Origin of the sequence: Cytobacillus horneckiae, from assembly GCF_002835735.1 — a bacterium.
In the GTDB taxonomy this organism is placed as follows: domain Bacteria; phylum Bacillota; class Bacilli; order Bacillales; family Cytobacillaceae; genus Cytobacillus; species Cytobacillus horneckiae.
This window is the reverse complement of sequence record NZ_PISD01000019.1, coordinates 17,666-38,265: the sequence shown is the minus strand read 5'-3', so window position 1 is coordinate 38,265 and position 20,600 is coordinate 17,666. Positions and strand designations below refer to the sequence as shown.

The window sequence follows — 20,600 nt, the reverse complement described above, 5'->3', positions numbered from 1 at the left end:
TTATCCTTCAGCTACTTTAAGTTCTTCTATAATCGATTGTCCTTTTGCTTTTTCATCATCTGTCCATTGCCACTCTTCATATAAGCGGACCCTGCCATCCTCCAATATTTCAGGAGAAGATTCACAAGAACCACCGCGAATTTCCCCTGCTACATTGACATGATTATATCTAAAAGATAATTTGCCATTCTCATGTACTAGGCCAATGAGTGTCCCCTTAATAATTTCTCCGCCCTCATAAGCGCCTAACAAGATATTGCCTTCTTGCTTATAATGAAAAAATGTTTGTGAAGAGACTTCCCCATTATCGGAATTTTGTACAGCTGTAAATGTTTTATCATTATAATTCATCGTTGTTCTTCCCCCATATTCTTTTTAATCTTACGTTTGCCTCTTTATATTGCAATTGATAAACATCAGGATTAGATAAACCCTTCCATTTTCCATAACCTATATTATGATCGTATGTTTTTAATAGTAGCGAGAGTAAGTTGCCATGGGTTACAACAAGAATATGCTCACTATCACTTGCTAACGCTTCATCAATCACGGCACCTATTCTTTTCATTGCTTCCCTGCTGGATTCTCCGCCTTCTAATTTCAAATCTAAATCTCTAAATGAATGCTCCAGAAGCTCCTGCCAATTTGTTAACGGAGAAGCGCTTAATATTCTCTCCGATAGCCTTGAATCTATTTCAATATTGATTCCACTAACATTGCTAAAATGCTCGATTGTTTTTATTGCGCGCTTAAATGGGCTGGAGATAATTTTATCGACTTTATGTTCGCTTAACAACTTACTCAATAATAATGACTGGTTTTCCCCATTCCTAGTTAATGGTGCATGTGGCTCCTGTCCTTCTGCTTCGCAGTGCCTAATTAATATAATTTGTTTTTCCATATTTCCTCTCCAATTAATGTATTTATATGTAAATTCCTTCATCATCAATCATACACAATTCAGACAGAACTTTCAGTTATTATAGTCAAAAAAATAAAAATCACGCTCTATATTTCAACGTGATTTTTAAACAGTCTTCTCATCTGATTTCATTTCCTTTGTTTTTTTATCGATTTCCCTCAATCCTTGATATATTGAAACGCCCGCATAAAAGAGTAAAAACACACCTGGAAGGATAAGCAGCAACGCACTGCCTTCTTTAGATTGGGCAAAATCAATAAAATAACCTGCATAAGGTATCGTAAATCCTGAATAAACAGCCGTTACATTTTCTGCGAGTACCGGTTCAATATCTGCTGTATTATTATTATCACCCTTTGTTTCATACATGACGTGGCTTCCATTATTCTGCACGTCCGTAATTCTATGTGTAACAAGAATATCATCCTTCGTCTGGAAGGTGATTACATCACCAGCTTTCAGATTTTTCTTTTCATCACCCTCTAATGGACTTACTGCAATAATAGATCCAGTTTGAAAAGTGGGCTCCATTGAACCGGATAGCACTGATTTAAGCTGATGGCCAAAAATGAGCGGCTCACCGCCTGAAGCTTTTGAAGAAATGACAATGAATGACAACGCGAGCACATTGATAAATAATACTGCGGTGATAATTGAACTGAATATTTTTAAAATCTTTTTCATTGTCCCTCTCCTTCTGAAGATTGCTCATCTACTTTTTCATCTTCCTGATTTATTTCTTCATTCTCTTTTTCATCCGTTTCTTCTTCAACAGGTTTTTTTGCCTCTACCGCTTCGTCTAATTCTTCGTCTGGATTTTGAGGCTGTTCAGTACCAGCTTCCTTTTCATCAGGTTTTACTGTATTAGGCTCTTCAGTTTTCACTTCCTCTTCAGAGCTCTCTTCGTCTTTTACAGTTTCTTCTTTTTCTTCCTCTTCGGCTAATTCATCTCCCGCCTCTTCCTCTATCTCCCATTCTCCTGCTTGTACTGCAACTGCAACGGTACTAGAGGTAGTATATAAGGCATTGGTCTCTCCTTTAAGATAGTTAGTCATCGCAAGGAATAAGAACCATACAGCACCAAGTTTCACTATCAGCTGTAATCGCTTGTTATTTTTCCATAATTGCAGGAATCGATTTGAACTCATTTTGGTGCCACCCTCTTTATCTAGACTTTCAAAGTCAATGCTATTTATTTATGTATTTTTAAAATATAATAGGGAAACTAGCTGCTTACTTTTCCCCAAAAAATTAGCAGCTAGTTTCTATCATTCTAGTATACGCCTACTGCGTTATATGCCTGCTGGACAGCTTTGACAGCGTCAGAATTGCTTCCATATAAATCAGTGGCTGCCTGAATAGCCGCTTGTCTCATCATTGCGAAATTTGAGCTTGCAGTGAGGTAATGAGAGAGCGCTCTGTAATAAATTTGTTCAGTTGCCTCTCGCCCTACTCCTGTAACTTGTACGCCATAATGCTCCCCGCCTTCAGAAACTAGATATGCCGCTTTATTATTTATACTGCTGTTAATATGAACACCGCCGTTATCCAATGTTCCAGTATACCGCTTGCTCCAATGATCAGGGTATGGCTCTTGTGTTCTGTTTTCAATGAGGGCGGCAGGATCTTCTAGAGAACGCAGTCCAATTGCTCCATTTGCCATGATATCTTCACCAATGATCCAATCATCACGATCAACCATTGCACCGAAAATATCTGCAAATGATTCATTTAATGCCCCAGACTCATTGCGATAAATTAAGCTTGCCGTGTGCTGTATAACGCCGTGTGACATTTCATGAGCGGCAACATCTAATCCGCCAGCTAAAGGATGGAAGCGAATGCCGTCCCCATCTCCATAAGACATATACACACCGTTCCAGGAAGCATTGTTCCAGTTATCGCCGACATGTACTCTCGAAAGCAGACGCTGGCCGTTATCATCTACAGAGTTGCGGTTAAAGGTATTTTTAAAATAATCATATGTTTTTTGAGAGTTCGCATGAGCATCAACAGCTGCGCCATCACGGAACATCTTGCTTACACTTGTCACGTCCTCATTCACATTATTATCATAATCGTAAGTGATGACACCTTGGCCTCGTGTTTGGTCGTGGAGTCTGAATAATCCGTCAATATAGCTTGCTTCAAACATCTGCTTCCCGCCGAATACACCATATCCAAATGCAGTTACTTCATGTGCGGCATTAAAGCTGTCTATAACTTTACCAGTAGCTGTGTCAATAAAATAATGCCAGAAGCCGACTTCTGGACTGCTAGTAGAAGCAGTTACAAGGAAAGTACTGTAAAATTCATCTTTGTATTCATAAATATATGGTTCTAGATTAATTTCACCATCGTAACTAGATACTTCGCCAATCTCCGCCTCAATTCCTGCCTTTGCTATATCAATTGCTTCTTTTTTTGTAATTGAGACTTTAGTATCAATTTTCTCTTGCTCTAAATTGGGTACGACTTTTCCAAAATAAGCCGTCACTTTATTGTCATGATCCAGCGCCAATGTTTGGTCGGCACCATATACAGGGATTCCTTTATATAACTGGTTCACCTTGAAATGATGAGTCCCCGTTTCGTTATCACTAATCTCATCTTTAATCTCGAAGCTTTCTACTGCTTCAGACTTCATCATTTGGAACTTTTCACTATTTTTTGCTAAATACGCCTTCGCTGCTTCCTTTTTGCTTAACCCGGCAGGTGCCTTCCAATCTTCAATGATATATGAAGGTGTTTGTACATCATCATGATATTTTATATGATTTGACTCCGCATTTGCAGTGACTCCACTCAATGCACTTAAAGCCATCGATAAAGCAAATGCAGTTGAAACCACCTTTATTTTTATATTCATACTATAACCCTCCTATTCTATTAATAGTGATTAAAGGTCTTCCCCGTCACCTTGAGTTGCATTGAATGTCCATTGGAGTGATAGATTGTCTCCTTGAAATTGGTTTTGATCTTCACCGTTATCAATAAATTCGAACTGTACCCAAAGTTCATTAGTATCCCCCGGAGCTAAACCGCTGTTTTGCTGCCAAAACGGATCCCATAAATCCTTTTTCACTACATCCGGATCCATATTTTTCAAATCATATAAGGTTGTTTCGAAAATTGGCTCGCTCTCTTTGTCCCAATTCCATAAGAAATTAACCCTGATATGCTTTCCGAAATCATCTACATTATTATTAGCTGCGTCTGCAACGGTATAGTCAGTAATCAGGTTTATGTTAGCAATATTTAAGCTTCCATTATTCCCAAGGACAAATTCCTTTGTCACAGAGTCGCCCGGCTTAATATTTTCAATATGAACGATTGCTTCCGGATTTACCGACAAATCTAAAGTTCCAGCTGCAAAAGTATTTTGCGTTGTGACACTATCACTAAAATAAGCAAAAGTTCCTCCACCGATTAATGCAATTCCTAGAGCTGCTGATGCAACACCCATTCCAAGTTTTTTCTTGATACCCAACTGTATTTCCCCCTTTTCTTTTAACTTTCATTCAATCTAAGAAACTAGCCAGCCCATCTCCCTTCATTTCATTATTATCTATGTAATATGACATTGGTGAATAATGGTATTAAATACATATTTAGCGACTAATAGGTTTATATGTAAAAGGTTACTTTGTTTTGAATTTTCAGATAAGTGAAGGATGTCCCATATTAATCTAGTAATATTACTCTATTTACTATGCAAGATTAGGAGGATAGGTACTATAGACTAAACAGGATAGACTAATGACAGAGTGGGATTGCTTATATGATAATAGTCTATTTGTATTTATTCCAATATGAGTCGATTGAACGAGGATTATTTATGGAAGAAAAAAGTGTGTAATGGTTTTTATGATTTAATGTCAGTTCCACGTTCTGACACTGGCTTTCTTTTTCCCTCCTACTGTGCCATCAATCAGTTTTCGATTTTTTCATTCAATGGATACTAAAATAAAAAACTGACAGAAAAGTGTTCTTTTCTGTCAATCCCATTTACTTTCCGGTAAATTCAGGCTTTCTTTTGTCTAGAAATGCTTTTACTCCTTCTTTTACATCGTCAGCTAAAAACAGCTCTTGAAATAATTCGGCTTCTCTTTGAATGGCTTTTTCAAATGGCAGCTCTATGCCTTCATCTACGGCTTTCTTTATGTTTCTAATTGCGGCAGGGGAATTTCGAGCAATTTTACGTGCCAGCTTTAGTCCAGCTTCCAACCCTTCTCCTCTTGGCACGACTCTGTTTACAAGTCCGATTGTTACAGCCTCTTCTGCACTGATATGTTCTCCTGTAAACATTAATTCTTTCGCTTTTGCTTCACCTATTAGCCTTGGAAGCCTCTGTGTGCCTCCAGCACCAGGCAATAGTCCCAATGTGCATTCTGGAACCCCGAGTAGTGCTTGCTCTTCTGATATTCGGATATCGCAAGCGATAGCCAACTCGCAGCCTCCGCCTAAGGCATAGCCATTAATGACCGCGATTACAGGCTTCGGGGAAAAGTCGATGCGGTTAAACATGCCATGTGTTTTTAAAAACTGCGGCACGAGGTTCGGATTACCTATTTTGTGAGGAAAGCCTTTAATATCTCCCCCCGCCATAAATGCCTTTTCGCCGGCACCTGTCAGAAGTATGACTAATACTTCATCGTCCATGTTCAAGTTAGCAAACGCTTCATCTAATCCTTGAATGACCTCAGGTGATAATGTATTCATTGGTGGATTATCAATGGTAACGATTGCAATTTTATCGTCTTTTTCAATATTGATGACTGACAATAAATTCACCTCTTCTTATTGTTATTTAGGCTGCATGCGAATGGCGCCGTCTAAACGAATCACTTCGCCATTAAGCATTGGATTTGTAAAAATAGATTCTACTAAATGAGCATATTCGGACGGCTGTCCTAGCCTTTGCGGAAACGGAACCATTGCCCCTAGCGCATTTTTTACTTTCTCTGGTGCATTTCCTAATAGCGGCGTTTCAAACAAGCCAGGTGCAATGGTACATACCCTTATTCCCAGCTCTGCAAGGTCCCTTGCGATCGGAAGAGTCATTCCGACGATTCCACCTTTTGATGCACTGTATGCAGCTTGGCCGATTTGCCCTTCAAATGCTGCAACTGATGCAGTATTGATGATTACACCTCTCTCACCATTTGCATCAGGATCGTTTTGTGCGATTTTTTCAGCTGCCAGGCGAATAACATTAAATGTACCAAGTAAATTGACATTGATGACTTTTTTAAAGCCTTCATATTCAAATGGCCCTTTTTTACCGAAGGTCTTTTGTGCATTGCCAATCCCTGCACAGTTGACAGCAGCAGTAATCTTCCCAAATTTACTTGCAGCTTGTTCAAGCGCTGACTTTACGTCATCCTCCTCATAAACGTTCGTATGGATAAATAATGCATTTTCCTCACCTAATTCGTTGACAAGATTTGTGCCGCGATCATCATTTAAATCCAGTATGACAACTTTCCCGCCTTTGGCTGTTACATTTCTTGCAGTTGCCTCTCCTAAACCTGATGCGCCCCCTGTAATGACGACCGTACTGTTTTTTAATTCCATTACTCTCTCTCCCTTTATGATGGTATTCTTTCTATAATTGTTGCATTTGACATGCCATGACCTTCACAAACAGTCATTAAGCCAAATCTGCCTTCAGTACGCTCAAGTTCGTGTAATAGCGTAGTCAATATTCGTGCACCGCTGCATCCTAATGGATGACCAAGTGCAATCGCACCGCCATTTGGATTGAGCTTATTAAAATCGGCGCCTGTTTCTTCCGCCCAAATAAGCGGCACAGGAGCAAACGCTTCATTCACTTCATAAACATCCATATCCTTTAAAGAAAGCTTTGCTTTATTTAATACTTTCTTTGTTGCTGCGATTGGGCCAGTCAGCATGAGCGTTGGGTCTGAGCCTACTACCGACCTTGCTGTGATTCGAGCGCGCGGCTTTAAGCCTAACGCCTCCGCCCTTTCTCTAGACATGATCAGTACTGCAGCTGCTCCATCACTTATTTGACTGGAATTGCCGGCATGTATCTTGCCATTTTCTTTAAACACTGTTTTTAAACTGCCTAGCTTTTCCATGCTCGTATCGGCTCTCGGTCCTTCATCTTTTGCAATGATTGTTTTACTACCATCCTGTAAAGTCACCTCTACAGGAACGATTTCTCTTTCAAAGCGACCCTCCGCTATAGCATTTACAGCACGCTTATGGCTTTCTAATGAAAATTCGTCGAGCTGCTCTCTTGAGTAGCCCCACTTATCAGCAATTCTTTCAGCCGATACACCTTGATGAATAACCTCATATTTTTCATAATAGCCGCTGCTATGTTTTGCACCTTGTGAAACCGTTCCAATTGGAATTCTGGACATACTTTCTACACCGCCAGCGACAACAATATCCATGTCACCAGCTAAAATGGCTTGAGCAGCAAAATGAATTGCCTGCTGGCCAGAACCGCATTGCCTTTCTACAGTCACACCAGGCACCTCAATTGGATAACCGGCAACTAACGAAGCAACTCTTGCAATGTCAAACGCCTGTTCACCGATTTGCTGTACACACCCGAATATAACGTCCTCTACTAAACTGGCAGAAATACCGGCACGCTTTACGACTTCTTTAAGAACTCCCGCAGCAAGATCCTGCGGATGCACCCCGCTCAAGCCGCCATTTCTTTTACCTATTGGTGTCCTGACAGCTTCAATAATGACTGCCTCCCGCATACTCTTCACCTCTTTTTTTATAGATTAAAGGCCTATATTTTTAGCAATAATATTCTTCATTATTTCGTTTGAACCAGCATAAATCGGCATGACAGCAACATCGCGATAACGGCGCGCAATCTCATATTCTTCCATGTAGCCATATCCTCCATGCAATTGAAGGCAACGCGATGACATTCTTCTCGCCATATCGGTAATCCACCATTTTGCCATTGAAACTTCTGTTGCAATATCCTCCCCGTTCATATGGCGGCTGGCTAAGCTATCAAGGAATGTTCTGCCGATTGTCAATTCTGTCGTCATTTCGGCAATTTCAAATTGGGTGTTTTGAAATTTGCTGATCGGCTGTCCAAAAGCTTCCCGTTCTTTCACATAATCAATTGTTGAACTCAGCATCTCCTGCGCCAGTGCGAGCGCACCTTCTGCACAAATGATCCTTTCCTGCTGCAATTTTTCCATTAAGTAATAGAACCCTTTGCCCTCTTCACCTAATAAATTTTCTGCAGGCACTCTTACATCTTCAAATATAAGCTCGGCAGTATCCTGCGAATGTCCGCCTAATTTCTTAAGCTTTCTGCCTTTTGAAAAACCTGGCGTATCCGCTTCTACCATAATCATGCTTATGCCGCGGTGTGCAGGTTGAATTTTTGTATCCGTTTTCACAGCAACAAATATTAAATCAGCATTGATTCCATTGGTAATGAACGTTTTTTGCCCGTTGATGACATAATGATCTCCGTCTTTAACTGCTGTTGTATTAAGCCCCGATAAATCTGAACCTGTTCCTGGCTCGGTCATCGCTACTGCAGTCAGCATTTCACCACTAACGAACTTAGGCAAATATTTCTTCTTTTGCTCCTCTGAACCGAATATTTCCAAATAAGGGACAACAACTGTACTATGTAGACTTGCTGTTCCTAAACCTGATCCGACTCGTGCAGTTTCTTCTGCTAATATTCTATTAAATCCAAAATCTAGTCCTAATCCACCATAGGCGGGGTCCACTTGAGGGCAAAGAAACCCCTGTTCTCCCATTTTGTTAAATAATTCACGCGGGGTATAATGATCTTCCTCCCATTGTTGAAAATAAGGTGTAACCTCTTTTTCAATAAATTTGCGCAGTGAAGTTCTAAACATTTCATGATCTTCATTATAGATTTCTTTATTGTGCTTAAATGGATTAAATGCAGTTCTTCCCTTTTTATCACCTGTTTTTGTCGCCATGCTTTTTCTCCCTTCTTTCTGCTGATTGTCATTTCATTTTTATAAAATAATATAAATCTATACATTTTTTTATATGCAAAAACTATGCCATATATAAAGATGAATTTTAAGTTGGCAAAACAATCTATTTGTGCACAAAAAAACACAAAAGGATACACAACTGTTTCATTGTGTATCCTTTTGCGGACATTTTATTCTCATACTTCATAATGCCATATCCCTGTTTTTTTAGTTTTATAAATTAATTGTTTTTCTTCGATATAATCCAAGTAGCCAATAATTTCTGACATAACCAAGCTGAATTCTGCCTCGTATTTGTCGCGATAAAAAGTCTGCGCAATCTCACTTGCTGTTGCAACACCACTCCTAATGATTGAAACAATTTTTTCGGCCTTTTCATCCATCCCTTCCAGCCGGCTGTTTATCAGCTCATATGGATGATGAATGGTCCGGCCATGCCCCGTATAAACTTTATTAAAATCGTAGTTTAAACATTTTTTTAACGAGGAATGATACTCAATTAAGGTTTTTCTCCTATTGCCGTCGCGATCCGGTTCAACTAAAGCATTGCTTGAAATATGTCCGATTAAATGATCTCCGCCAAATAAAACTTTTCTATCTTCATCAAGAAGAACGATATGATCAGGCGAGTGCCCAGGCGTTTCTATTACACGCATGCCTAGGATATAATCATCTTCTCCTAAAGTTCGGATTTCACCAACGATTTTTTCATTCTTCTTCGCTTCGCCTAGCTTGCGAGTTTCCTCCACTCTTCTTTTGCCAACAGCTCCACATCCCATTTCATCATAGAGCTGAGAATAAAATTCAATTCGTTTTTGAAAAAATTCTTCCTCGCGCTGAAGGCGGTATACTGCATCCTTATGGGCAAAAATCGGAACAGTATGGACATCTAATATTCTTTGAATCAGTCCTATATGATCTTCATGTGAATGCGTAAGAATTATCTGGCTAATATCTCCAAGTGAAAAATTATGTGTTTTAAGTGTTTGCAAAAGCAAATCCCAACAGGCATCATGATTAATTCCGGCATCAATTAAAGTCAAATTCTGATGGTTCTCTACTAAATAGAAATTAAAACTTTTAAGGCTCCCTCGGTTTGGTAAAATCATTTCATGAATAACCGGATCATTATTTATTCTAATCAGAATAATCCCTTCTCTCTTTAAAAAATCATTTTCTCTGTTGTCATTAAATAAGCAAGAATGATGCCATTGTTATTACTTAAGTTTTTTTATACATTATAGTATAATAAGTTTAAATAAACTTGAACAAAAAGTAATAAAATTTTTCACAATGTTTATAAACTATGAACCCTGAGGTGAGGTTATGGAAGTGCAAAACAGCTCTACAAAAGATAAAGTACTGCATTTATTAAAAAAAGAAACGTCCATGACTGTCAACGACCTTAAGGATAGGCTAAACATTACACATATGGCGGTAAGAAAACATTTAACAGTTCTTGAAAATAATGGTTTTGTTTGCTCGAGAGAAAATAAACAAGCACTTGGGAGACCGACACAAATCTATTACTTAACAGAAAAAGGTGAGAAGTTTTTCCCTAAAAATTATGAAGGGCTATCACTGGAATTTTTGCATGATATAAATGAACTGTACGGCAGTACTGCAATCGAACAGTTATTTAAAAAAAGAGAACAGCGGTTAACCGAAGAATATTCGAAAAGAATGGATCATAAAACGAATGAAGAGAAGATATCAGAATTGGTTAGTATCCAAAATGAAAAAGGCTATATGGCAACTGCCATGAAAACAGCTGATTCATCATATGAATTAACCGAGTATAACTGTCCTATTCTCGCAGTTGCCCATTCTTACAAGACTGCATGCCACTGTGAAACACAGTTATTAAAAACTGTTTTAGAAACAGAAAAGATAAAAAGAGTCAATTGTAAAACAGATGGAAACGAGCATTGCAAATTTCAAATCCATTTTAATTAATAAAAAAAACACTTTTGGAAAAATCCAAAAGTGTTTTTTATTATTATTTTGTAGCAGCGAAAAGCTTGTTTACTTCATCCCAATTTACTATGTTAAAGAAAGCTTGAACATAGTCAGGACGTTTGTTTTGATAGTTAAGGTAATAAGCATGCTCCCAAACATCCAGGCCAAGCACAGGAGTTTTTCCTTCCATTACAGGGCTATCTTGGTTTGGTGTGCTAGTGATAGAAAGCTGGCCGCCTTCTGAAACAAGCCATGCCCAGCCAGAGCCAAACCGACCTGCAGCAGCTTTAGCAAATTCGTCTTTGAAAGCATCAAAGCTTCCGAATGCTTCATCAATTGCAGATGCGATATCCCCAGTTGGAGCGCCTCCGCCATTTGGAGAAAGAAGTGTCCAGAATAAGCTGTGATTAGCGTGCCCGCCACCGTTATTGCGAACGGCAGTACGAATGCTTTCAGGTACAGCATCCAAGTTAGCAATTAATTCTTCAACTGATTTGCTTGCAAGTTCGTCATGACCTTCAAGTGCTGCATTTAAGTTATTGACATATGTTGCATGATGACGATCATGGTGAATCATCATAGTTTGTTCATCGATATGTGGTTCTAATGCATTATTTGCGTATGGTAACGCAGGAAGTTCGTGTTTTGCCATTGGTAATTCCTCCTAATATGTAAGATTTGATTACAATTTTATTTTAATAGAGTTCAAAGACTTTTTCAACTAATAAGTATAAAAAGTAATCAAAACAAAACATTTTTTAACCATGTCGATGATATTAAGCTGCTAACTATTCATCACGGATATGTTTAAACCAAATAACAAAAAAATCCTGAAGGCACAATGGCCTTCAAGATTTTTTAGTTCAATTTTGCTGATCGCTCCTGTTCAAGCGTTTCTAAACGACCTTTCACTTGTTCAGGGCTTAGCTGATGTTCCTTCACATACAGATTTTCTGGATGTACACGGCACTCGTGCGAGCAGCTTCGTAAATATTTAAATTCATTCTCGACTGTTGTCATAAAGCGTTTATCACATTCAGGGTTTGCACAATTGACATAACGCTCGCAAGCTTCGCCTGTGAAATGGTCTTTTCCGACAATGACATGTTCTTTCTGATTAATCGGCACACTTATCCGATCATCAAAGACATAGCATTGGCCATCCCATAGCTCTCCTTTAACTTCCGGATCCTTACCATAGGTAACGATGCCGCCATGAAGCTGACTTACATCTTCATAGCCCTCTTTAACGAGCCAGCCTGAAAATTTTTCACAGCGAATTCCACCAGTACAATAAGTGAGGATTTTTTTTCCTTCCAGCAGTTTATTATTTTCACGAATCCAATTTGGCAAATCACGGAACGCTTCAACTTCAGGTTTTATCGCCCCTCTAAAATGGCCAATGTCATATTCATAATCATTGCGCGCATCGATAATCACTGTATCTTCCTGCTGCATTGCCTCAAAAAATTGTTGCGGCTCAAGATATTTGCCTGTTGTTTCATTAGGATTTACATCATCTTTTAAGCTTAATGTAACAATCTCTTTTCGAGGACGAACATGCATCTTTTTAAAAGCATGCAGATCTGTTTCATCAATTTTGAATACCATATTTGCAAAGCGTTTATCCGCTTTCATTATTTTCATATATTCATTAGTTTGCTCAACTGTGCCTGAAACAGTGCCGTTAATCCCTTCTTCAGCAACAAGAATTCTGCCTTTTAGCCCGATTTCTTTACATTGCCGTAAATGATGCTTAGCAAATGCTTCAGGGTTATCTATTTTTACATACATATAATATAATAATACTCGATAAGGCTTTTTCACTGACATGCTTTCTTCCACCTGCTTATTTTATTTCTTTGACTTTTTCCAATAGCTCGGCCGGGCTATCCGCCTGGATAAACTCTCCGTTAACCAATGCATACGGTGCCTTCTTGCAATCTTTACATTTGCTTTGACATTCATATTGCTTATATTGAACCCCTTTACTATTGAGAAAAGGGCCGAATTCGGAAAAATCATTTTCCGAGTAAAAACGGTCTAAGTTTTTTTCACAAAACTCAATCATTAATTGCTTTTCTTTTGAAAATAATTTTTTTAATAGGCTCATTTTATTAACATCCTTTTTAGATGTTTTTCTACCATAAGGTATCATTAATCCGTATATAAATATATCATGTTATTACAGAAATAATCAAACACGATTAGTGCCTACTATTATGGAATTGCCTTCATGATTAATGACCTGAAAATCTGTCATTCCCCAAGACTGTACGGCTAATGGCGAAATTATTTTATCTGGAAAAAGTCCATTCATTCTATTAACGCCTGCCCCTTTATTACCATAGCCACTTCCTTTTAAATAGTGGTCACTCTGCTGATATTCAATTTCGTAAGATAAGCAATGCTATGTAAATCCTCATAAAATCTCATAGATGATGTTAAATTCTGACGAAAAATTCAATCTAAAGTTCATTCTCCCCTCCTTATCTATATCCTACAATATTGTGCATGCATTGTCGGGCTGAATGAATGCAAACTTGATAATCTTTTATTGAAGGGAGGTCATTATATTATGGAATTGCTGTCACATATGAATCGGGCGATGCAATATATTGAAGAACACTTGACAGAGGAAATTGAATACAAAGAAGTCGCAAAAATTGCGTTATGCTCAGAGTACCATTTTAAAAGAATGTTTTCATTTTTAGCCGGTATGACTTTATCTGAATATATTAGAAAAAGGAGGCTTACACTTGCAGCGGTTGAAATACTCAGCACAAGCAACCGCATTATAGATATTAGCTTGAAATATCAATATTCATCACCCGACTCCTTTACTCGTGCATTTCAGCTCTTACACGGATTTACACCTACTGATGTAAGAGTAAAGCGTCCAAGCTTAAAAGCTTTTCCGCCTATGACCTTTCAATTAACTATAAAAGGCGGGATAGAAATGAATTATCGCATAATAGATAAAGAACCTTTTAAAATCGTAGGAATTGGAAAAAGGGTGCCCATTCAATTTGAAGGTGTTAATCCTGAGATAAATAAAATGTGGCAAGCTTTAAAAGCAGAAGATATACATTATTTAAAGGGACTATCAAATATTGAACCGACTGGACTTGTTAGCGCTTCGACCGATTTCTCTGAAGGTAGAATGGAGGAAAAAGGTGACCTCTATCACATGATTGGCGTGGCAACGACGGAGGATTCACCATCACATTATGATTGTCTTGAAATCCCTGCATTGACATGGGCTGTATTTGAAAGCGTCGGTCCGTTTCCACAAACTTTACAGCATACATGGGGCCGAATCTACTCAGAATGGTTCCCATCCACAACGTACGAACAGGTTGATGGTCCAGAAATATTGTGGAATGAAAGCAAGGATTTAACTTCAGCTACGTTTAGAAGTGAGCTATGGATACCTGTGAAAAAATAAATTCTAGTAGGGCTTTCTTCTAAGAGAAAGCCCTTTTTTCCTCATGGGATGATTAATGTTCGGCAGGCTGGTTCTCGTTCATTAAGAAAAATAGCGAAACGTTAGCCAGATCACGAAACCTATTCTACGTCTCCAAGGACCCCTAGTCATGACATTATGGTTACCAAAGCAATATCGTCATGTCTTGACTATTATTCATAGAATCATCTTAAAAGTAAGATAATTGGATTATTGCAATATTTAATGAAAAATATACTCTGGAAAATTCTGTTTAGTTAGCTGTGGAGTTGTTAAGTATATATTTACTATGTAATAACTGTTAGTGATTTTTTATATTTTCAGATTTCCACAAACAATCCAAAGAAGTCAGATTTGACAAAGATTTTCACGCCAATATTTTTGCCAAAGTTAAGTTAAATTTACCATTTTCACCTCTTTACTTTAAAGGCAGTACATTTCACCTACTAAAGCAATGTTTTATTGTAAAATTATGAACATTCTACTAATATGTATAAAAAAGGAGAAAAAAAGATAAGGGGGCAACATTATGATATTACATACAGAAATTAATGGAAATGGCCAGCCGATTGTACTTATTCATTCTGGAGGCATGACGGGAGAGACAGAGTATATCGAACAAAGTCAGTATTTCGAAAAGAGGAATTATATGGTCATTCGGCCGGATTTGCGCGGGCATGGGCAATCGGTTGGATCCCTACAAAATTATCATACAAAGCTAGCGGAAGATCTTAAAGAAACTTTGGATTCGCTACATATAGATAAATGTCATATTGCTGGGGTCTCTTTAGGTGGGCAGGCGGCATTATTGTACGCAAAAAAATATCCTGATAGAGTGAAATCCTTGACGTTTTCGGGAATTTTTCCAGTGCAACCTGACAATTGGGCAGAGATATTGACTGAGGATGCTAGACGCTTTGAGGAATCTTTGTTTTCAAATAAAGAAGCTGTCTCCTACTTAAATCAAATACATGGAGATAATGATTGGATTTCACTCCTAAGGTCTTTCCATGAAACTGGAGATGTAAAGGAGATACAATTACCAACTATGTGCATTGCTGGCGGTGATGTCGATAGAGAGTTTGAAGCTGCATTAAAATATAAGGAATTTAATCAGCGCATTAACATGGCAATCATCCCTTTCGCCGGCCATTTGGTTCATCGTGATCAGCCACAGATTTACAGCAGTACTTTGGAAGCTTTTTTGAAACAAGTAGAATCATAGAAACAAATCCAGCCTGAAAAGCTGGATTTGAATTTCTATATTCCAGTGATCTCGTCTAATAATACATCTAAGCCATTGTTTAATGGTGATTGGTCCATCATTGATTTTATTTTTGGCGCTTGGTTTTCAAGGTCATTAAGAGCAAGGATAAAAGAACTTGCATCAAGCCCTTCCTCTTCCTGCACGACGGCAAACCCATTATGCTTAAATGCATTTGCATTTAAAATTTGATCGCCTCTGCTTTGTTTTTTTGATAATGGAATAATAAGCATAGGGATATTCAACGCTAAAAATTCAAATAAAGCATTGGAGCCTCCACGAGTAATTACATATTGTGTGGCCGCCAATATATGAGCAAGCTCCTCATGAATATATTCGAACTGTTTGTATCCAGGATAATCGTCAAAGTCCGGATCACTTTGCCCTTTTCCACAAAGATGAACAATCTGATAGCGTTTCGTTAATTCTCCAAGAGATTCCCTGACCACTTCGTTTATTCTTTTCGCACCTAAGCTGCCGCCCATAATCGTAAGTATTGGTCGATTTCGTTGAAAGCCGAGAAAAGAAAGGCCTTCGTTTACAGAACCGTTTAATATCTCTTTCCTTATTGGTGAACCAATTGCCCTCACCTTCTCTATTGGAAAATATTGTGCAGCTTCTTCAAAGGAGGTGAATATTTTTGATGCAAACCGCATGGATATCCTGTTGGCCAGCCCTGGAGTAATATCACTTTCATGAATATAGATTGGTATTTTCAAAGAACTGGCGGCAACAATAACAGGTACTGAAACAAATCCGCCTTTTGAGAATAATAAATCAGGCTTAATTTTTTTTAATATTTTTCGTGCTTCTACAGTTCCCTTTAACACGCGAAATGCGTCGATTATATTTTCCATATCAATATATCTTCTTAATTTCCCGCTGCTAATACTATAGTACGATAGGTTTGTTTTTTGAATGATTTCTTTTTCTATTCCTTTATGAGAGCCGATATAATAAAGCGCAAAGTCTTCTTTTAGCTCATTGATAATGGCAAGGTTTGGCGTTACATGTCCCGCTGATCCTCCGCCTGTAAATACAATCTTCTTATTTTTCATAAGCACTGCCCCTGTATTTTCTTTTATTATTAACTGTGTTAAATTTGACTGTTGATTTCACTGTTCCGAAGCATCGCTTCTTTCGCTCATAAAAATCAACTTTAACATAGCCTCATTATATAGAAAATACGCCGCAATGAGGAGGATTATTTTCTGCACTCTCAGGCCAAGCATTATATGTTGGTTAATTGAGTAAATACAAAGGGCAAAGAAAACAAAATGCGCTCTATCAATTGATGAACAACACGGTAGTACGTTAATAGCGGCAAGATTATTGTGAGAATTTTCCGCAACAATTTCCTGCTATAGTTTTTAAAAAATTGTTTCATCACTTCCCAAGCCCTTCCCACGTAAATTTTATTTCCTCTAATTCAGCTTTTGCTCCTCCAACATCTCGTGCAGAGACGAAGCCGATCGCCCGATTAATGCTTGATTCCATCTCGTAAAGCTCGTTTCTTTCAACTGAGAACTGAATGCGTTTTTTGACAATTTCAAAAGCATCCTTTACATTGCTGATATTGGTTTTTGCTTCACTCCAATGGCCGTTATCAATCTCTGTACTGACAAGCTCTACATAATACATGACATCATCTTCCTCTGTGAATGACTGCTTTAAATATTCTCCAGATTTCATCACACAAATAAATATTGCCAATATGAATAGTGGAATCACTTTATAGAGGATAAATTCCTTCATATCACTTTAATCCCTTAAAATCTGTTATATCGATTGGGTTTTCCATTTTGTCATCAAAACCGTCTATGAATAGCGAACCATTAGGTGCAATGACTGCCAGGAATACCTCAGCAAATTCGTTAAATCCCTTCGCTGCAATTTGCTCTTTCAGCCAAGCTTCATCCTTGTTCAATTGCTTCAAATTGCTTTTTACGATCTCGCCGTCATAAATTAACTCTGTTGCTATCCCCTTATACTCCGGCCTCACATTTATATCTTTTGGTGTAAGAGGTAAATATTCCGCCTTTTTTAATATTGATAATTGACCATCTTTTTCTACTACGGCATATTCCACTTCATTAATATCAAACACGCCCTTTTCTCTTAGCTGTTCCTGTAAATCAGATAATCGAAAGCGCAATTTCTTCATCACTTCATCCATAATTTCACCATTCATAATCACAATCACTGGCTCGCCATCAATATAAACAGATGCCTGCCTCGACTTAACTGTCACCTTTTGAAATATGTATACCATTACAGTCCAAGAAAGTAATCCGACCCAATTAGGCCATGCATCCGTTGCAATATCCGTGGATAAATTAGCCGCCATCGAGCCAATTGTAATCCCAAGAATATAATCAAAGAATGTAATCTGACTTACTTGCTGCTTTCCTAAGAAGCGGGTAAAAATAAGCAAGGTACCGAACGCAATAATAGATCTGACAAGCACAATTGCAGTCTCATTCACATAACCCACTCCTAGAAAAATTATTTTTAGTATTTACCTTTAGTGGAAAAATATCCAAAATAAATAATAAAGATAATGCGACCGATATTGTGCTCAAGCGTCTAAATAGTAAAAATGATTTTGAAAGGGGGAAATGTAAATGTACTCGAAGAGAGAAAAAGAACAAATAGTAATGGAGCTGTATGAAGCGCATAGTGAAGCTTTAGTTAAATACATAGGATTATTAATCAATGACTTTCATAGAGCTGAAGATATTACACAAGAAACTTTTTTAAAAGCCTATCGGGGAATGAATACATTCAATCATAAGTCTTCATTTAAAACATGGCTTTTTACGATTGCCCGTAATTTAGCCTATGACTACTTACCAAAACAGCAGCGTAATCATATTTTGCTGAAACTTTTATCAAAGCCACCACAGCTTACAGTGTCTATTGAACAGGCTGTTGAAATGAGTGAAGAAATAAAAGGACTATATCATACACTGACACATCTAAAAATCACCTACCGTGAAGTCATCATCTTACGAAAAATCAAGGAGTTTTCGACAAAGGAAACTGCGGTAATTTTAGGATGGTCGGAAAGTAAAGTGAAATCGACATTATCGAGAGGGTTGAGAGAATTAGAGAAAATGATATGTGAGGAGGAGCACTATGAAGAGCTCTCATAAAACGGATCATCTTTATTTAAGTCATGAGCTTAAAACAATTGATAAAAATATTGAATGGCATCAGCACCGAAAAAAGCGGCTGGAAGAAAAATTAAGAACAAAGCTGGCTCAACAAAGAAAAACAAGCTTTGTTCAAAAATCGATTCCTGCAGGAATAGCATTGGGATTTGTTTTGTTCACGTATGTTTTCATTGTGAACCTGTTAAATCCCTCATCATCATTGCCTTCTTCGGCGTCATTAATAGAAGGAGTTCACTATACTTATGAAATGGAAAAAAGTAAAAAATTACCGGTGTTAACACAAGAAGGAAGGGAAAATTCAGTTTATCCTCTTGATGCGTCCCAATCAATAAAGTCGCTTTCTGGTGAGCCGGAGATTTTTTTATACTTATCTAATATTGGAGGTAAACAGACGATTTATTCACAAGCTTTTTATAGCACTACTATTGCAGGACAAACTATATCCATTCATACAACTCCACACAGTGAGACTGTAGATGAGCTAGTTACAAGTCATTTACCTCATAAAAAATTTCCAGCTGAATCATATACAGCTGAAGAAGTAGATATTGCAGGACATCGCGGTGTCCTGCAAATAAACAACGATCGTTCACTTCCGCGATTAACAGTCATTACTGATAAAAATGTATATTATTTTTATTACACAGCTGATAACGGCCATCCAGATACTTTAATAGAATTAGCCAAAAAATTTAAATTTGAGAATGATTGGTAAATAAAAAACTGCTGTGCTTATTCAGCCAGCAGTTAAAGTAATAGATGCAATGAGCTCGTTCTTTAAACAGTTTGATCATTCTTGATTTCCTATATATTGTAAAAACGTGACTGTTAAAATAATCATTTTAAATGGATAAAAGAAGTAAAAGATACTCCTTTTTTTTACTAAAATTAACAATTTAATAAAGTACTGAATAACCCTGTGATTCTATCGCTTCTACCCTACTGCATTTTATTAAGAATTCCTTATATAATTAATTAAAAAATGTCATGAAAGCCAGATATTTCAGCTTTCATGACACCTGAGCCTTATTAAAAATCCATCTCGAGCATAACTGGGCAATGATCGCTTCCCATAACATTGCAATGAATGTCAGCTTCGATAATTTTGTCCTTTAATTTTTCAGAAACAATAAAGTAATCAATTCTCCAGCCAATATTTCTTTCTCTCACTTTAGCCATATAGGACCACCAGGAATAAACATCTTTCCTGTCTGGATAAAGATATCTAAAAGAATCAACGAAACCGGACTGAAGCAGCTCATTCATTTTACCTCTTTCTTCAAAAGTAAAACCAGAATTACCTATGTTTGAACGTGCATTCTTTATATCGATTTCTTCTTTTGCAACATTTAAATCGCCGCAATAAATCACCGGTTTAATTTTATCAAGCTGCAATAAATAGGCTTTTAGCTCATCTTCCCATTGCAATCGATAGGAAAGTCTTGAGAGATCTCGTTTAGAGTTTGGCGTGTACACATTTACAAGATAAAACTGTTCAAATTCTAAAGTAAGAATGCGGCCTTCCTCTTCTGTTTCGTTATCGCCAACTCCGTATTTGACAGATAAAGGCTGCTTCTTTGTAAAAACTGCCGTCCCTGAATAGCCTTTTCTAACTGCGTAATTCCAATATTGATGATATTTTGGTAAATCCAGCTGTATTTGGCCTTCTTGCAGCTTAGATTCTTGTATACAAAATATATCTGCATCGACTTCATTAAAATAGTCGAGAAAGCCTTTTTTTACACAGGCTCTTATACCATTTACATTCCAGGAAATGAGTTTCATGTTGCTGCCGCTCCTTGTCATAACTTAATAGAATCAT

23 protein-coding genes are annotated in these 20,600 nt (G+C 37.7%); 5 read left to right on the top strand and 18 right to left on the bottom strand.

The window, feature by feature from the left end; genetic code table 11:
- From CWS20_RS09950 to CWS20_RS09900, 11 genes are all read right to left on the bottom strand, one after another.
- The gene (locus tag CWS20_RS09950) at positions 1-351 is read right to left on the bottom strand and encodes an avidin-fold protein (RefSeq protein ID WP_066198769.1); all 351 of its coding nucleotides are present in this window, start codon (positions 349-351) and stop codon (positions 1-3) included.
- Positions 341-901, bottom strand: a complete 561-nt coding sequence (locus CWS20_RS09945; protein WP_066198772.1) for a histidine phosphatase family protein — start codon at positions 899-901, stop codon at positions 341-343. The genes CWS20_RS09950 and CWS20_RS09945 overlap by 11 nt, the downstream gene beginning before the upstream one ends.
- Positions 902-1,027: 126 nt before the next feature.
- Complete coding sequence (sipW, locus tag CWS20_RS09940; RefSeq protein ID WP_066198775.1) at positions 1,028-1,606, bottom strand: signal peptidase I SipW; 579 nt, start codon at positions 1,604-1,606, stop codon at positions 1,028-1,030.
- Positions 1,603-2,070, bottom strand: a complete 468-nt coding sequence (locus CWS20_RS27955) for a hypothetical protein (protein WP_066198778.1) — start codon at positions 2,068-2,070, stop codon at positions 1,603-1,605. Before CWS20_RS27955 ends, sipW begins: the two co-directional genes overlap by 4 nt.
- A 125-nt stretch (positions 2,071-2,195) precedes the next feature.
- Positions 2,196-3,785: a M4 family metallopeptidase gene (locus tag CWS20_RS09930; protein ID WP_180321537.1), complete on the bottom strand. Its 1,590-nt coding sequence runs from the start codon at positions 3,783-3,785 to the stop codon at positions 2,196-2,198.
- 36 nt (positions 3,786-3,821) lie between these two features.
- A complete protein-coding gene (locus CWS20_RS09925; RefSeq protein WP_066198789.1) occupies positions 3,822-4,412 on the bottom strand; it encodes a CalY family protein in 591 nt (196 codons plus the stop codon).
- A gap of 518 nt (positions 4,413-4,930) precedes the next feature.
- Positions 4,931-5,707, bottom strand: a complete 777-nt coding sequence (locus CWS20_RS09920; protein ID WP_066198791.1) for an enoyl-CoA hydratase/isomerase family protein — start codon at positions 5,705-5,707, stop codon at positions 4,931-4,933.
- Between the two features lie 21 nt (positions 5,708-5,728).
- On the bottom strand, positions 5,729-6,499 hold the full coding sequence (locus tag CWS20_RS09915) for a 3-hydroxyacyl-CoA dehydrogenase (protein WP_066198792.1): 771 nt from the start codon (positions 6,497-6,499) through the stop codon (positions 5,729-5,731).
- Between the two features lie 14 nt (positions 6,500-6,513).
- Positions 6,514-7,668 (bottom strand): thiolase family protein, encoded by a 1,155-nt coding sequence (locus tag CWS20_RS09910; RefSeq protein WP_066198794.1) that lies wholly within the window; start codon positions 7,666-7,668, stop codon positions 6,514-6,516.
- A 24-nt stretch (positions 7,669-7,692) separates the two neighbouring features.
- Positions 7,693-8,892: an acyl-CoA dehydrogenase family protein gene (locus CWS20_RS09905; RefSeq protein WP_066198797.1), complete on the bottom strand. Its 1,200-nt coding sequence runs from the start codon at positions 8,890-8,892 to the stop codon at positions 7,693-7,695.
- Between the two features lie 197 nt (positions 8,893-9,089).
- Positions 9,090-10,022 (bottom strand): MBL fold metallo-hydrolase, encoded by a 933-nt coding sequence (locus tag CWS20_RS09900; protein ID WP_066198800.1) that lies wholly within the window; start codon positions 10,020-10,022, stop codon positions 9,090-9,092.
- Positions 10,023-10,239: 217 nt separating this feature from the next.
- Here CWS20_RS09900 and CWS20_RS09895 point away from each other — a divergent pair, with 217 nt between their 5' ends.
- The gene (locus CWS20_RS09895; RefSeq protein WP_066198802.1) at positions 10,240-10,869 is read left to right on the top strand and encodes a helix-turn-helix transcriptional regulator; all 630 of its coding nucleotides are present in this window, start codon (positions 10,240-10,242) and stop codon (positions 10,867-10,869) included.
- 43 nt (positions 10,870-10,912) lie between these two features.
- Here CWS20_RS09895 and CWS20_RS09890 read toward each other — a convergent pair whose 3' ends face one another.
- From CWS20_RS09890 to CWS20_RS09880, 3 genes are all read right to left on the bottom strand, one after another.
- Positions 10,913-11,524, bottom strand: a complete 612-nt coding sequence (locus CWS20_RS09890) for a superoxide dismutase (protein WP_066198804.1) — start codon at positions 11,522-11,524, stop codon at positions 10,913-10,915.
- 206 nt (positions 11,525-11,730) lie between these two features.
- On the bottom strand, positions 11,731-12,705 hold the full coding sequence (trhO, locus tag CWS20_RS09885) for an oxygen-dependent tRNA uridine(34) hydroxylase TrhO (RefSeq protein ID WP_066198808.1): 975 nt from the start codon (positions 12,703-12,705) through the stop codon (positions 11,731-11,733).
- A 16-nt stretch (positions 12,706-12,721) separates the two neighbouring features.
- Positions 12,722-12,985, bottom strand: coding sequence for a DUF1450 domain-containing protein (locus CWS20_RS09880; RefSeq protein WP_066198810.1), 264 nt, complete (start codon positions 12,983-12,985; stop codon positions 12,722-12,724).
- A 465-nt stretch (positions 12,986-13,450) separates the two neighbouring features.
- Between CWS20_RS09880 and CWS20_RS09875 the strand changes: the two genes are divergently transcribed.
- Positions 13,451-14,320 (top strand): AraC family transcriptional regulator, encoded by an 870-nt coding sequence (locus tag CWS20_RS09875; RefSeq protein ID WP_066198813.1) that lies wholly within the window; start codon positions 13,451-13,453, stop codon positions 14,318-14,320.
- A 547-nt stretch (positions 14,321-14,867) separates the two neighbouring features.
- The gene (locus tag CWS20_RS09870; protein WP_066198816.1) at positions 14,868-15,563 is read left to right on the top strand and encodes an alpha/beta fold hydrolase; all 696 of its coding nucleotides are present in this window, start codon (positions 14,868-14,870) and stop codon (positions 15,561-15,563) included.
- 35 nt (positions 15,564-15,598) lie between these two features.
- Here the strand turns inward: CWS20_RS09870 and murG are convergent, their stop codons facing one another.
- The 3 genes from murG to CWS20_RS09855 all read right to left on the bottom strand — a co-directional run bounded on the left by murG (position 15,599) and on the right by CWS20_RS09855 (position 18,087).
- Entirely contained in the window at positions 15,599-16,660 is a 1,062-nt protein-coding gene (gene murG / locus CWS20_RS09865; RefSeq protein ID WP_066198818.1) for an undecaprenyldiphospho-muramoylpentapeptide beta-N-acetylglucosaminyltransferase, read from the bottom strand.
- Between the two features lie 328 nt (positions 16,661-16,988).
- Positions 16,989-17,357: a DUF4363 family protein gene (locus CWS20_RS09860; RefSeq protein ID WP_066198820.1), complete on the bottom strand. Its 369-nt coding sequence runs from the start codon at positions 17,355-17,357 to the stop codon at positions 16,989-16,991.
- A gap of 1 nt (position 17,358) precedes the next feature.
- The gene (locus CWS20_RS09855) at positions 17,359-18,087 is read right to left on the bottom strand and encodes a DUF421 domain-containing protein (RefSeq protein ID WP_066198823.1); all 729 of its coding nucleotides are present in this window, start codon (positions 18,085-18,087) and stop codon (positions 17,359-17,361) included.
- Between the two features lie 139 nt (positions 18,088-18,226).
- On the opposite strand from CWS20_RS09855, the gene CWS20_RS09850 reads away from it, so the two are divergent.
- Positions 18,227-18,757 carry an RNA polymerase sigma factor gene (locus CWS20_RS09850; RefSeq protein ID WP_083957407.1) on the top strand — a complete coding sequence of 177 codons (531 nt, stop codon included), beginning with the start codon at positions 18,227-18,229 and terminating at the stop codon, positions 18,755-18,757.
- Complete coding sequence (locus CWS20_RS09845) at positions 18,741-19,493, top strand: hypothetical protein (protein ID WP_066198826.1); 753 nt, start codon at positions 18,741-18,743, stop codon at positions 19,491-19,493. Before CWS20_RS09850 ends, CWS20_RS09845 begins: the two co-directional genes overlap by 17 nt.
- A 314-nt stretch (positions 19,494-19,807) precedes the next feature.
- Here the strand turns inward: CWS20_RS09845 and CWS20_RS09840 are convergent, their stop codons facing one another.
- On the bottom strand, positions 19,808-20,563 hold the full coding sequence (locus tag CWS20_RS09840; RefSeq protein ID WP_066198827.1) for an exodeoxyribonuclease III: 756 nt from the start codon (positions 20,561-20,563) through the stop codon (positions 19,808-19,810).
- Positions 20,564-20,600: the final 37 nt, after the last annotated feature.